Source organism: Achromobacter denitrificans NBRC 15125 (assembly GCF_001571365.1).
Lineage (GTDB): Bacteria > Pseudomonadota > Gammaproteobacteria > Burkholderiales > Burkholderiaceae_B > Achromobacter > Achromobacter denitrificans.
On record NZ_BCTQ01000044.1, the window covers coordinates 1 to 13238 of the forward strand.

At 69.4% G+C, this 13238-nt stretch carries 9 protein-coding genes; 7 read left to right on the forward strand and 2 right to left on the reverse strand.

What is annotated here, in order from left to right; genetic code table 11:
• Positions 1 to 289: 289 nt before the first annotated feature.
• From ADE01S_RS26460 to ADE01S_RS26475, 4 genes are read left to right on the forward strand one after another with little or no spacing between them, the layout of a single operon-like run.
• Positions 290 to 1564 carry an MdtA/MuxA family multidrug efflux RND transporter periplasmic adaptor subunit gene (locus ADE01S_RS26460; RefSeq protein ID WP_062684749.1) on the forward strand — a complete coding sequence of 425 codons (1275 nt, stop codon included), beginning with the start codon at positions 290 to 292 and terminating at the stop codon, positions 1562 to 1564.
• Positions 1565 to 1577: 13 nt separating this feature from the next.
• Positions 1578 to 4676, forward strand: a complete 3099-nt coding sequence (locus ADE01S_RS26465; protein WP_062684750.1) for an MdtB/MuxB family multidrug efflux RND transporter permease subunit — start codon at positions 1578 to 1580, stop codon at positions 4674 to 4676.
• Complete coding sequence (locus tag ADE01S_RS26470) at positions 4673 to 7786, forward strand: multidrug efflux RND transporter permease subunit (protein ID WP_062684751.1); 3114 nt, start codon at positions 4673 to 4675, stop codon at positions 7784 to 7786. The genes ADE01S_RS26465 and ADE01S_RS26470 overlap by 4 nt, the downstream gene beginning before the upstream one ends.
• Positions 7783 to 9300: an efflux transporter outer membrane subunit gene (locus ADE01S_RS26475; protein ID WP_062684752.1), complete on the forward strand. Its 1518-nt coding sequence runs from the start codon at positions 7783 to 7785 to the stop codon at positions 9298 to 9300. Before ADE01S_RS26470 ends, ADE01S_RS26475 begins: the two co-directional genes overlap by 4 nt.
• A 62-nt stretch (positions 9301 to 9362) precedes the next feature.
• Here the strand turns inward: ADE01S_RS26475 and ADE01S_RS26480 are convergent, their stop codons facing one another.
• Positions 9363 to 9632, reverse strand: coding sequence for a hypothetical protein (locus ADE01S_RS26480; RefSeq protein ID WP_062684753.1), 270 nt, complete (start codon positions 9630 to 9632; stop codon positions 9363 to 9365).
• An 11-nt stretch (positions 9633 to 9643) separates the two neighbouring features.
• Positions 9644 to 10417 carry an SDR family oxidoreductase gene (locus ADE01S_RS26485; protein WP_062684754.1) on the reverse strand — a complete coding sequence of 258 codons (774 nt, stop codon included), beginning with the start codon at positions 10415 to 10417 and terminating at the stop codon, positions 9644 to 9646.
• A gap of 152 nt (positions 10418 to 10569) precedes the next feature.
• On the opposite strand from ADE01S_RS26485, the gene ADE01S_RS26490 reads away from it, so the two are divergent.
• From ADE01S_RS26490 to ADE01S_RS26500, 3 genes are all read left to right on the forward strand, one after another.
• Positions 10570 to 11475: a LysR family transcriptional regulator gene (locus tag ADE01S_RS26490; protein ID WP_062684755.1), complete on the forward strand. Its 906-nt coding sequence runs from the start codon at positions 10570 to 10572 to the stop codon at positions 11473 to 11475.
• A 109-nt stretch (positions 11476 to 11584) separates the two neighbouring features.
• Positions 11585 to 12088: a sigma-70 family RNA polymerase sigma factor gene (locus ADE01S_RS26495; protein WP_228468402.1), complete on the forward strand. Its 504-nt coding sequence runs from the start codon at positions 11585 to 11587 to the stop codon at positions 12086 to 12088.
• A 39-nt stretch (positions 12089 to 12127) separates the two neighbouring features.
• Positions 12128 to 13174, forward strand: a complete 1047-nt coding sequence (locus ADE01S_RS26500) for a FecR domain-containing protein (RefSeq protein ID WP_167543429.1) — start codon at positions 12128 to 12130, stop codon at positions 13172 to 13174.
• Positions 13175 to 13238 lie beyond the last annotated feature (64 nt).

Here is a 13238-nt window from a genome sequence, read left to right on the forward strand (position 1 = left end):
ATGGGTGAAGCGCGAGAGTTCTTAAGGAAGAACTCAAATATCGAACGCGCGTAACCCATCAGGCGGCGCAAGCCGCCGTTTTTCGTGGCAAGCGCAAATGCCGGCTTGCGCCGGCCGATGGGTTACGCGCGTTCAGCAATAGCGTTCTTTCTTAAGAACTCTCGCGCTCCACCCATCCTACACCGCCCTGATTCCTGTTGCGGCGAGTTTCAACTGCGGGCCGCGATGCTGGAAACCGGGACGGTCTAGTAGACAATACGGCTTTCCCCGCCAGCGCCCGAACCGTTCCATGTCCGAAAGCCGTCCTGTCTCTCCGCCCGCCCGTTGGAACCGCCGCCGTCTCGTCGGCCTGGCGGTGCTGTTGCTAGTCGCGGCGGGCATCGCCTGGCTGGTCCTGCGGCCATCGGCGAAGCCGGGCGGCGCGGGCGGGCCCGGGGGGCGACCCGGCGGCCGCCCGCCCGCGGGGGCCATGGCCAGCGTGGCGGTGCCGGTGCGCATCGCCACCGCCACCCAGCAGGACATCGACATCTACCTGAAATCGCTGGGCACCGTCACCGCGTACAACACGGTCACCGTCCGCAGCCGGGTCAGCGGCGAACTGGTCGAGGTTGCCTTCCAGGAAGGCCAGCGCGTGAAGGCAGGCGACCTGCTCGCCCAGGTGGATCCGCGCGCCTTCCAGGTGGCCCTGGACCAGGCGCGCGGCACCCAGATGCAGAACCAGGCGCAGCTGGAGAACGCGCGGCGCGACCTGCAGCGCTACCAGGCCCTGTTCAAGCAGGACTCGATCGCCAAGCAGCAGGTCGATACGCAGGCCGCGCTGGTGCGGCAGTACGAGGGTACCGTCAAGAGCGACCAGGCCAACGTGGACAACGCCCGCCTGCAACTGGAATACGCGCGCATCACGGCGCCGATCAGCGGCCGCCTGGGCCTGCGCCAGGTGGACCGCGGCAACCTGGTGTCCAGCTCCGATACGAACGGACTGGTGGTGATTACCCAGACCCAGCCGATTTCCGTGGTCTTCACCCTGCCCGAAACCCAGCTGCCCGAGGTGCGCGCCGAGATCGCCGCGGGCAAGACACTGGCCGTGGACGCCTACGACCGGGCCGACACCCGGCGCATCGCCACCGGCGAGCTGGAAACGTTGGACAACCAGATCGACGTGACCACCGGCACCCTCAAGCTGAAGGCCCGTTTCGACAACGCGGACGACGCGCTCTTTCCGAACCAGTTCGTCAACGTGCGCCTGCACGTGCTGACGCGCAAGGACGTCACCGCCATCCCCACGGCCGCGATCCAGCAGGGCTCGGCCGGGGCCTTCGTGTTCCTGGTGCAGCCCGACAACACGGTCCAGGTGCGCCAGGTGAAGCTGGGCGCGATCAACAACGGCATGGTCGCCGTCAACGAGGGCCTGCAGCCCGGCGACCGCGTGGTCGTCGAAGGCACCGACCGCCTGCGCGCGGGCGCCAAGGTGGAAGTGGTGGGCGGCGGCGACGTGATTCCCGCCACCCGCGACAAGACGCTGGGCGCCGGCGCCCCGGCCGGCACCACGCCGCCGTCGAAGTAAGCCAGGAAACGCCGTGAGCCCGTCGCGCCTGTTCATTCTGCGTCCGGTGGCCACCACCCTGTCGATGGTGGCCATCCTGATCGCCGGCTTCATCGCCTACCGGCTGCTGCCCGTTTCGGCGCTGCCGGAAGTGGACTACCCGACCATCCAGGTCGTGACGCTGTATCCCGGCGCCAGCCCCGACGTGATGACTTCGCTGGTCACCTCGCCGCTGGAGCGCCAGTTCGGGCAGATGCCGGGCCTGAACCAGATGTCGTCCACCAGTTCGGGCGGCGCGTCGGTCATCACGATGCAGTTCAACCTGAGCCTGCCGCTGGACGTGGCGGAGCAGCAGGTGCAGGCGGCCATCAACGCGGCCTCGAACCTGCTGCCCACCGACCTGCCGGTGCCGCCCACCTACAACAAGGTGAACCCGGCGGACGCGGCGGTGCTGACGCTGGCCATCACCTCCCCCACCATGCCGCTGCCGCAGGTGCGCGACCTGGTGGACACGCGGGTGGCGCAGAAGCTCTCGCAGATCCCGGGCGTGGGCCTGGTCAGCGTGGCGGGCGGGCAGCGGCCCGCGGTGCGGGTGCAGGTCAACCCGCAGGCGCTGGCGGCCAACGGCCTGTCGCTGTCGGACCTGCGCACCGCCATCGTCGGCGCCAACGTGAACCAGCCCAAGGGCAACCTGGACGGTCCCCTGCGCTCGACCACCATCAACGCCAACGACCAGCTCAAGACCCCGACCGACTACAACGACCTGATCGTCGCGTACAAGAACAACGCGCCGCTGCGCCTGTCCGACGTGGCGCGCGCGGTCGAGGGCGCCGAAGACACCCGCCAGGCCGCCTGGGCCGGCGACAAGCCCGCGATCCTGCTCAACATCCAGCGCCAGCCGGGCGCCAACGTGATCGATGTGGTCAACCGGATCCAGGCGCTGCTGCCGCAGCTGCGCGCCGCCTTGCCGGCTACCCTGGACGTGACCGTGGTGTCCGACCGCACCCAGACCATCCGCGATTCGGTCGCCGACGTGCAGTTCGAGATGCTGCTGGCCGTGGCGCTGGTGGTCATGGTGACCTTCGTGTTCCTGCGCAGCCTGACGGCCACCCTGATCCCCAGCGTGGTGGTGCCGCTGTCGCTGGTGGGCACCTTCGGCATCATGTACCTGGCCGGCTTCTCCATCAACAACCTGACCCTGATGGCGCTGACGATCGCCACCGGCTTCGTGGTGGACGACGCCATCGTCATGATCGAGAACATCGCCCGCCACATCGAAGAAGGCGAGACGCCCCTGCAGGCGGCGTTGAAGGGCGCCGAACAGATCGGCTTCACCCTGATCTCGCTGACGTTCTCGCTGATCGCCGTGCTGATCCCGCTGCTCTTCATGACGGAGGTGGTAGGGCGGCTGTTCCGCGAATTCGCCATCACGCTGGCGGTGTCCATCCTGATTTCGCTGGTGGTGTCGCTGACGCTCACGCCCATGATGTGCGCGCGCCTGTTGCGCGCCGAGTCCGAACAGAAGCACGGGCGCTTCCACCAGGCCACCGGCGCCTTCATCGACCGGGTCATCGCGGGCTACGACCGCTGGCTGCAGGTGGTGCTGCGCCACCAGCCGCTGACCCTGCTGGTGGCGCTGGGCACCTTCGCGCTGACGGTGGTGCTGTACCTGGCGATTCCCAAGGGCTTCTTCCCGCAGCAGGACACCGGCCTGATCCAGGCGATCACCCAGGCGCCGCAATCCATTTCGTTCAAGGCGATGGCCGAGCGCCAGCAGGCGGTCGCGCGCCTGGTGCTGGAGGACCCCGACGTGGAGGCCGTGTCCTCGTTCATCGGCGTGGACGGCAGCAACGCCACGCTCAGCGCGGGACGCCTGCAGATCGCGCTCAAGCCGCACGCCGAGCGCGACGGCGACCTGCGCACGGTGATGGCGCGCCTGGACCAGGCCCTGGCCAGGCAGGACGGCCTCACGGTGTACATGCAGCCGGTGCAGGACCTCACCATCGAGGATCGCGTGAGCCGCACGCAGTACCAGATGACGCTGTCCAATCCCGACCTGAAAGTGCTGAGCGAGTGGACGCCCAAGCTGGTGGACCGGCTGCGCCAGGTGCCGGGGCTGAAGGACGTGACCGACGACCTGCAGGACGACGGCCTCCAGACCTGGGTCGAGATCGACCGCGACGCGGCCTCGCGCCTGGGCATCACGGCGGCGGTGATCGACGAGGCGCTGTACAACGCCTTCGGCCAGCGTCTGATCTCCACGATCTTCACCCAGTCCAACCAGTACCGCGTGGTGCTGGAAGTGCAGCCGCAGTTCCAGATGACGCCGGCCTCGCTGGGGCAGATCCACATCCCCACCTCGGCGGGCGGCCAGGTGCCGCTGTCGTCCGTGGCGCACATCACAGAGGGCAAGACCGTGCTGGCCGTGAACCGGCTGGACCAGTTCCCCATGGTGACGGTGTCCTTCAACCTGGCCCCGGGCGCCTCGCTGTCCGGCGCGGTCGAGTCCATCGTGGCGGCCGAGGCCGAGATCGGCCTGCCCGCGAGCGTCGAAACGCGCTTCCAGGGCGCGGCGCTGGCGTTCCAGAATTCGCTGTCCAGCACGCTGTGGCTGATCCTGGCCGCCGTGGTCACGATGTACATCGTGCTGGGCGTGCTGTACGAAAGCTATATCCACCCGATCACCATCCTGTCGACGCTGCCCTCGGCCGGGGTGGGCGCGCTGCTGGCGCTGCTCATCAGCGGCACCGAGCTCGACATGATCGGCATCATCGGGATCATCCTGCTGATCGGCATCGTGAAGAAGAACGCCATCATGATGATCGATTTCGCGCTGGACGCGGAGCGCAAGCGGGGCCTGAGCCCGCGGGCGGCCATCCATGAGGCGGCGCTGCTGCGCTTCCGTCCCATCCTGATGACGACGCTGGCCGCGCTGTTCGGCGCGCTGCCGCTGATGCTGTCGACCGGCACGGGCGCCGAGCTGCGCCAGCCGCTGGGCCTGGTGATGGTGGGCGGGCTGCTGCTGTCGCAGGTGCTGACGCTGTTCACCACGCCTGTCATCTACCTGATGTTCGACCGCATGTCGCGCCGCTGGCGCGGCGCGCGCGCCGCCTCGGCGGAGGATGCGTCATGATCCTGTCGGCGCCCTTCATCGTCCGGCCGGTGGCGACTACGCTGCTGAGCCTGGCGGTCGTGCTGGCAGGCCTGCTGTCTTTCTTCCTGCTGCCCGTGGCGCCGCTGCCGCAGGTGGACATCCCCACCATTTCGGTCTCGGCCAGCCTGCCCGGCGCCAGCCCCGAGACCATGGCGTCCAGCGTGGCCACGCCGCTGGAGCGGTCGCTGGGCAGCATCGCCGGCGTGACCGAAATGACCTCCAGCAGCTCGCAGGGCTCGACCCGCATCACGCTGCAGTTCGATCTTTCCCGCGACATCAACGGCGCCGCCCGCGACGTGCAGGCCGCGATCAACGCGGCGCGCTCGCTGCTGCCGACCGGGCTGCGCAGCAATCCCACGTACCACAAGTCCAATCCCTCGGACGCGCCCATCATGACGCTGGCGCTGACCTCCGACACGCTCAGCCAGGGCCAGCTCTACGACATCGCCTCGACCATCGTGGCGCAGAAGCTATCGCAGGTGGACGGGGTGGGCGAGGTGACGGTGGGCGGCAGTTCGCTGCCAGCCGTGCGCGTCACCGTGCTGCCCGGCGCGCTGGCCAACCGCGGGGTGTCGCTGGACGAGCTGCGCGCCACCCTGGCCAATGCCAACGCCAACCGCCCCAAGGGCGTGCTGGAGAACGACCGCTACCACTGGCAGATCATGGTCAGCGACCAGCTCAGCCGCGCCGAGCAGTACCGGCCGCTGATCGTGGCCTGGCGCGACGGCGCGCCCGTGCGGGTCTCGGACGTGGCCCGCGTGGAGGATTCGGTCGAGGACCTGTACCAGACCGGCTTCTTCAACGACCGCAAGGCCATCCTGATGATCGTGCGGCGCCAGGCCGACGCCAACATCATCGAGACGGTGGACGCGGTGCGCGCGCAGCTGCCTGTCCTGCAGGCGCTGATGCCGGCGGACGTGAACATGACGGTGGCGCAGGACCGCACGCCCAGCATCCGGGCCTCGCTGCACGAGGCGGAGCTGACGCTGATCATCGCGGTGGGCCTGGTGGTGCTGGTGGTGCTGCTGTTCCTGCGGCGATGGCGCGCGGCGATCATCCCCAGCGTGGCGGTGCCGGTGTCGCTGATCGGCACCTTCTGCATCATGTATCTCTGCGGCTTCACGCTGAACACCATTTCGCTGATGGCGCTGATCGTGGCCACGGGCTTCGTGGTGGACGACGCCATCGTGGTGCTCGAAAACATCATGCGCCACGTCGAGCGCGGCATGTCGCCCATGCGCGCGGCGTTGCGCGGCTCGCGCGAAGTGGGCTTCACCGTGCTGTCGATGAGCCTGTCGTTGGTGGCGGTGTTCATTCCCATCCTGCTGATGGGCGGGGTGGTAGGCCGCCTGTTCCGCGAGTTCGCGGTGACGCTGTCGGCCGCGATCCTGGTGTCGCTGGTGGTGTCGCTGACGCTCACGCCGATGATGTGCGCGCGCCTGCTGCGCAACGAGCCCGAGGATGCGCGGCCGCCTGGCAGGCTGGCGCGCTGGTCGGAACGCGGCTTCGAGGCCATGCTGGGCGGCTACCGCCGCTCGCTGCACTGGGCGCTGGACCACGGCCGCCTCATGATGCTGACGCTGGCGATCGCCGTGGGCCTGAACGTCTACCTGTACACCGTCGTGCCCAAGGGCTTCTTCCCGCAGCAGGACACGGGCCAGCTGCTGGGCTTTTTCCGCGTCGACCAGGGCACGTCCTTCCAGGCCACCGTGCCCAAGCTGGACGCGTTGCGCAAGGTCGTGCTGGCGGATCCGGCGGTGCAGAGCATGACGGGCTACGCCGGCGGGCGCGGCGGCAGCAACAGCAGCTTCATGCAGATCCAGCTCAAGCCGCTGGAAGAGCGCAAGGTGTCGGCCGAGGTGGTCATCAACCGGCTGCGCGGAAAGCTGCAGAACATGCCGGGCGCGCGCATGTTCCTGGTATCGCAGCAGGACATCCGCATCGGCGGGCGCCAGAGCCAGGGCTCGTACGACTACACCCTGATGTCGGGCGACCTGCAATTGCTGCGCGCCTGGATGCCCAAGGTGCAGCAGGCGATGGCGAAGATTCCCGAGATCACGGACGTGGATACCGACGTGGAGGACAAGGGCCGCCAGATCAACCTGGTGATCGACCGCGAGGCCGCGACCCGGCTGGGCGTGAGCATGTCCACCATCTCCACCGTGCTCAACAATTCCTTCAGCCAGCGGCAGGTGTCGGTGATGTACGGGCCGCTCAACCAGTACCACGTGGTCCTGGGCGTGGATCCGAAGTTCGCCGAGGACATCGAATCGCTCCGGCAGGTCGAGGTCATCACCGCGGCGGGCGCGCGCGTGCCGCTCTCGGCGTTCACGCGGCTGGAGAACGCGAACGCGCCGCTCAGCGTGCAGCACCAGGGCCTGTTCGTGGCCGATACGGTCTCGTTCAGCCTGGCGCCCGGCGTCTCGCTGGGCCAGGCCACCAGCGCCATCGACGCCGCGGTGGCGCGCATCGGCCTGCCTTCGGACCAGATCCAGGCCGGCTTCCAGGGCACGGCCGCGGCCCTGCAGCAGACCCTGGCGCAGCAGCCCTGGCTGATCCTGGCGGCGCTGGTCACGATGTACATCGTGCTGGGCATCCTGTACGAGAGCTTCGTGCATCCGCTCACCATCCTGTCGACTTTGCCCTCGGCCGGCCTGGGCGCGCTGCTGGCGCTGCTATTGGTGCGCTACGACTTCACGCTGATCGCGCTGATCGGGGTGTTCCTGCTGATCGGCATCGTCAAGAAGAACGCCATCATGATGGTGGACTTCGCGCTGGAAGCCGAGCGCGGGCAGGGCATGAGCCCGCGCGAAGCCATCTTCCAGGCGTGCCTGACGCGCTTTCGCCCGATCATGATGACCACCATGGCCGCGATCTTCGGCGCGCTGCCGCTGGTGCTGGCCACCGGCGCCGGCGTCGAAATGCGCCAGCCGCTAGGCATTACCATCGTGGGCGGCCTGGTCCTGAGCCAGATCCTCACGCTGTACACCACGCCCGTGGTCTATCTTTACCTGGACCGATTCCGCCTGTGGGCCGCGCGCGGGCGCGCCCGCGGGAACGGATCCGCCGCTTCCATAGAACAAATATGATGCGCAACGCCAAGTATTTCCCGAACGCCTTCCTTCCTCGCGTCGCCGCCGTGGCGGCGCTGTCCGCGCTGCTGGGCGCCTGCGCGGTCGGCCCCGACTACCAGCGGCCGACGCTGGACGTGGGCGCGGCCTACAAGGAAGGGCAGGGCGAAGTGGAGGGCTGGAAGCCCGCGCGGCCGCGCGACGAGGCCGACCGCGGCGAGTGGTGGCGGGTCTACGACGACGCCACGCTGGACGGCCTGGTGACGCGCCTGAACGCCTCGAACCAGACCATCGCGCAAGCCGAGGCCAATTACCGCCAGGCGCTGGGGCTGGTGCGCGGCGCGCGCGCCGGCTTCTTCCCCACGGTGGGCGCGGGCGCCGGCATGACCCGCGCGGGCACCGGCGGCGGACAGAGCGGCTCGTCCGGCGGGTCGGGCAGCAACGTATCGAACCAGTATTCGCTCACGGGCAACGTCAGCTGGGAAGTGGATCTCTGGGGCCGGGTGCGCCGCAACGTCGAGTCCTCGGAGGCCAGCGCCGCGGCCAGCCTGGCCGACCTGGGCGCCACGCGCCTGAGCGCGCAGGCCGCGCTGGTGCAGTCCTACCTGCAACTGCGGGTGCTGGACGAGCAGAAGCGCCTGCTGGACGCCACCGTGGCGGCGTATGAAAAGTCCCTGCAGCTGACGCAGAACCGCTATGCCGTGGGCGTGGCGGGCCAGGCCGACGTGGCCGTGGCGCGCACGCAGGTGGAAAGCACGCGCGCGCAGTCCATCGACCTGGACTGGCAGCGCGGCCAGCTCGAACACGCCATCGCCGTGCTCATGGGCCAGGCGCCTTCCCAGTTCAGCTTGCCGCCCGAGGCCTTCGCGCTGCGCCTGCCGCAGATCCCGGTGGGCCTGCCGTCCGAACTGCTGGAGCGCCGCCCCGACGTGGCGGCGGCCGAACGCCGCGCGGCGGCGGCCAACGCGCAGATCGGCGTGGCGCAGGCCGCCTGGTTCCCCACCCTGACGCTGTCGGCCGACGGCGGATTCCGCAACGGCCAGTTCGCCGAGCTGCTGACCGCGCCGGCGCGTTTCTGGTCGCTGGGGCCGGCGCTGGCGCTGACGATTTTCGACGGCGGCGCGCGCGAGGCCCAGGTCGAACAGGCGCGCGCGTCCTACGATTCGCAGGCCGCGGCCTACCGCCAGGCGGCCCTGACCGGCCTGCGCGAGGTCGAGGACTACCTGATCCAGCTGCGCGTCATGGAGAACGAACAGACGGTGCAGCGCCGCGCGCTCGAAGCCGCGCGCGAGTCGTTGCGGCTGATCCAGAACCAGTACAAGGCCGGCCTGGTGGACTACCTGAGCGTGGCCGTGGTGGATGCCACCGCCCTCAACAGCGAGCGCAACGCGTTGAGCCTGCTGGGCAGCCGCCTGACCGCCAGCGTGAACCTGATCGTGGCGCTGGGCGGCGGCTGGGACGGGCTGCCTCCGGCCGGGGCGCAGGCGCGCGCGGACAATCAGCCCGCGGGCGCGCCGCCCGCGCAGCCCTGAGGTGCCGCCGGACGGATGCGCGACGGCGCATCCGCCCGAACGCGATCAACGCCGGCGCCGATTCACGCGCGCGGCAGGAACGCGACGAGCAGCCACGCCGCTGCCGCGGGCACCGCGAACACCAGCAGCAGGATCGGCAGTTCCTCGCGCACCGTGTAGCCGGCGCGCGTGACGCCGACCCACATGTTGACGATGGCCATCAGCAACCATGCGGGCAGGAACAGCTTGGCGGCGGCAATCGAGCCGGCGGCATCGCCGCCCCATTGCCTGCCGAACAGCGCGAACACGGCCAGCAGCAACAGGCCTCCGACGATGGTCCACAGGACGTGCATGGCGTTCGCTCCTATTTGGTGGTGTAGCCGCCGTTGATCAGCATCGTCTGGCCCGTGATCCACCAGCCGTCCGACACCAGGAAGCGGATGAAGGGCACCACGTCCTCGATATCGGTCAGCCCGGTCTTCGAGAACGGCGACAGGGCGGCCGCGGTCTTGTGGTAAGCCACGGCATCGGCGCCTTCGGCCGGATAGAAGAATGGCGTGTCCATGGGGCCGGGGCCCACCGCCGTCACCGAAATGCCGCGGGCGCCGAACTCCTTGGAGGCCGCGCGCGTGTAGTGTTCGACCGGCGCCTTGGTGCCGGCGTAGGCGGCGTAGAAGGGCGTGTAGGCGCCCAGCAGCGAGGTCACCAGGGTGCAGATCTTGCCGTTATCGTTGACGTGCCGGCCCGCTTCGCGCAGGAAGAAGAAGGCGGACTTGGCGTTCACCGCCGCCATCTCGTCGTACTCCGCCTCGGTGATTTCGGTGAAGGGCTTTTTCAGCACCTTGCCGACGGTGTTGATCGCGATGTCCGGCCTGCCCACCGCGGCGACGGCGTCGGCGAACAGCCGTTCCATCGCGCCCGCCGTGCTCAGGTCGGCCTGGAGCGCCACCGCTTGCGCGCCCGCGGCCTGGACGGCCGCCACCGTGGCCTGCGCGTCTTCCCGGGAGCCGGGGCTGTTGTAGTGGATCGCCACCGCGCGGGCCCCTTGCTGCGCGAGATCCCGCGCGATCAGGCCGCCCAGGTTTTTCGCGCCGCCCGCGATGATGGCCGTTTTGCCTTTGATGCCATGGTCTGCCATGTCCGTCTCCGCTGTCCGGGCCGCCCGATGCAAGCCCTCTGCGGACGATGATATATTCCAGAAAATCGGGATAAAACCGATAATCCTGGTATATCCATCCAGAAAATACGAACAATAAAATGCGCGGCCCCGCCCGCGCCGGAGCGCCGCCCATGGATCGCATCGACCTGTTCCGGGTCTACGCCCGCGTCGTCGAATGCGCGAATTTTTCCCGCGCCGCGGACACGCTGGCGCTGCCGCGCTCGACGGTGTCCGCCGCCGTCCAGGAGCTTGAGGGCCGGCTGGGCGCGAGGCTGCTGAACCGCACCACGCGCCAGGTCGCGCCGACGCAGGAAGGCGCGGCGTTCTATGAACGCTGCTTGCGCCTGATCGCCGACATGGAAGAGGCCGAGAATCTCTTCCGCCACGCCGCGGGCGGGCCGAGCGGCACCTTGCGCGTCGACGTGCCGGGGCGCGTGGGCCGCCTGATCGTCGCGCCGGCGCTGCCGGAGTTCCTGGAAGCGTATCCGCAGATCGACATCGCGCTCGGCGTCACCGACCGCGCCGTCAATCTCATCGAGGAAGGGGTGGACTGCGTGCTGCGGGTGGGCGCTCTGCCGGACTCCGGCCTGGTGGCGCGGCCCATCGGCATGTTGCCGCTCATCAACGTCGCCAGCCCGTCCTACCTGGCCCGCCACGGCGTGCCGGCAACGCCGGCGGACCTGGCGGGGCACGGTTGCGTCAACTATGCCTCGCCCACCACCGGACGGCCGGCGCCGTGGGAATGGCGGGAGGGCGGCGCGACGCGCAGCCAGCCGCTGCGCGGTCGCGTCACGGTCAATAGCGCGGAGGCCTACATCGCGTGCTGCGTGGCCGGACTGGGCCTGATCCAGATCCCCGCCTACGACGTGCAGGCGCAGATCGCCGCCGGCGAACTGGTGGAAGTGATGCCCGGCCATCGACCCGCGCCCATGCCGATGACCTTGCTTTACCCGCAACGGCGGCCGCCTTCGCGTCGCGTCCAGGTATTCGCCGACTGGCTGGAAGTGCTGCTGAAGCCGGCCTGCGGGCTGCGCTGAGCCGGCGCTGGCCGGGGCGGCCTTGAGGTTTGGCCCTCCATCGCTTACCATTGCTAATAGTTCTTATTTATATTTAGCATTTGCGTCCGCAATGGCGGGGTGGTGGGCAGTGACTGAGCAATCCTCTTCTTCGATCGTCGAAACGCTGTACTCCGACCATCACGGATGGCTGCAGGGGTGGCTGCGCCGCAAGCTGGGCAATGCCACCGAGGCCGCGGACCTCGCGCACGACACCTTCGTGCGTATCCTGGGCAGGCGCCAGCGGGACGCCATCCAGGAACCGCGGGCCTATCTCGCGACCATCGCCAACGGGCTGGTCGTGAGTCACTGGCGGCGGCGCACGCTGGAGCAGGCCTGGCTCGATGCGCTGAAGGCGCAGCCCGAGCCGCTGGCGCCCTCGCCCGAGGAACGGGCGCTCATACTCGAAACGCTGGAAGAGATCGCCCGCCTGATCGACGGACTGCCCGAGCGGGTCCGGGAAATATTCCTGTATTCGCAGATCGAGGGCTACACGTATACGCAGATCGCCCAGAAGCTGGCGCTGAGCGTGAACGTCGTGCAGAAGGCGATGACGCGCGCCGTGGCGCACTGCTACAAGGCGCTCTATGCCTAGGACCGCGGGTCATTGCGCGCCGGCCGCGCGGGCGGCGGCGTGAGCGCCGCCTCCGTCCGTCCCCAGGCCGGCCCGGCCGCGGCCGGGCCTTCCATTCCCGAAGACGTGGTGGATGCCGCCATCCAGTGGTATGTGCTGCTGGCGTCCGGCGCCGCGACCGCGCAGGACCACGCCGCGCTCGTTCGCTGGCGCGCGGAAAGCGCGACGCATGCCGCGGCCTGGTCGCGGTTCGAAGCCATGGGGGGCCGGCTGCAAGGCGGCGCGGCGCGCCAGGCGCCGGCGGCGGCGCACGCCGCGCTGACGCAAGCCGCGTCCGCCTCCGGCCGGCGGCGCGCGCTCAAGACGCTGGCCTGGGCCGGCCTGGGCGGTACGGCGTTCTATCTCGCGCAAGCGCAGCTGCCGTGGCGCGGCCAGCTCGCCGGCGCGCTGGCCGACCTGCGCACCGGCACGGGCGAACGCCGCAGCCTGGTCCTGGAAGACGGAACGCACCTGCAATTGAACACCGCGACGGCGGTCGACCTGCGGTTCAGCGCCGGCGAGCGGCGCATCGTGCTGCGCGAAGGGGAGATCCTGGTCGCCACCGCGGCCGACGCCCTGGGCCGTCCGCTGGTGGTCGAGAGCCCGGCGGGCACGCTCGTGCCGCTGGGCACGCGCTTCACCGTGCGCCATGTCGCCGACGAGGCGGATTGCAGTCCGACACGGCTGGCGGTCATCGAGGGCGCCGTCCGCATCTACGCGGATGGCCGGCCCGACGGCGAGACCGCGCTGGTGATGGCGGGGCAGCAGGCGCGGTTCACGCGCAAGCGCATCCACGCGCCCGCGCCGCTGGACGAGGCCGGCCATAGCTGGGTCGACGGCACGTTCAGCGCCGAGGGCATGCGGCTGGCGGATTTGCTGGCCGATCTGGGCCGTTACCGGCCGGGAAGGCTGCGATGCGTGCCTCAAGTGGCGGACCTCCGCATCACCGGCGCCTGGCCGCTGGACGGCCCGGACGCCACGGACCGCATCCTGGATGCGCTGGCGCGCAGGCTGCCGGTGCGCGTCAGCCGCTATACGCGGTATTGGGTCACTGTCGGGCCGCGATGAGCGGCGATGCCGGGCCTAAATATTCAGTAACAAAATAAGCGGCAGGTTTTTCGGTCTGCTGCGG

Coding starts and splice junctions, on each gene's coding strand:
- ADE01S_RS26460 (WP_062684749.1), top strand. CDS start 290: ATGTCCGAAAGCCGTCCTGTCTCTCCGCCCGCCCGTTGGAACCGCCGC.
- ADE01S_RS26470 (WP_062684751.1), top strand. CDS start 4,673: ATGATCCTGTCGGCGCCCTTCATCGTCCGGCCGGTGGCGACTACGCTG.
- ADE01S_RS26475 (WP_062684752.1), top strand. CDS start 7,783: ATGATGCGCAACGCCAAGTATTTCCCGAACGCCTTCCTTCCTCGCGTC.
- ADE01S_RS26480 (WP_062684753.1), bottom strand. CDS start 9,632: ATGCACGTCCTGTGGACCATCGTCGGAGGCCTGTTGCTGCTGGCCGTG.
- ADE01S_RS26485 (WP_062684754.1), bottom strand. CDS start 10,417: ATGGCAGACCATGGCATCAAAGGCAAAACGGCCATCATCGCGGGCGGC.
- ADE01S_RS26490 (WP_062684755.1), top strand. CDS start 10,570: ATGGATCGCATCGACCTGTTCCGGGTCTACGCCCGCGTCGTCGAATGC.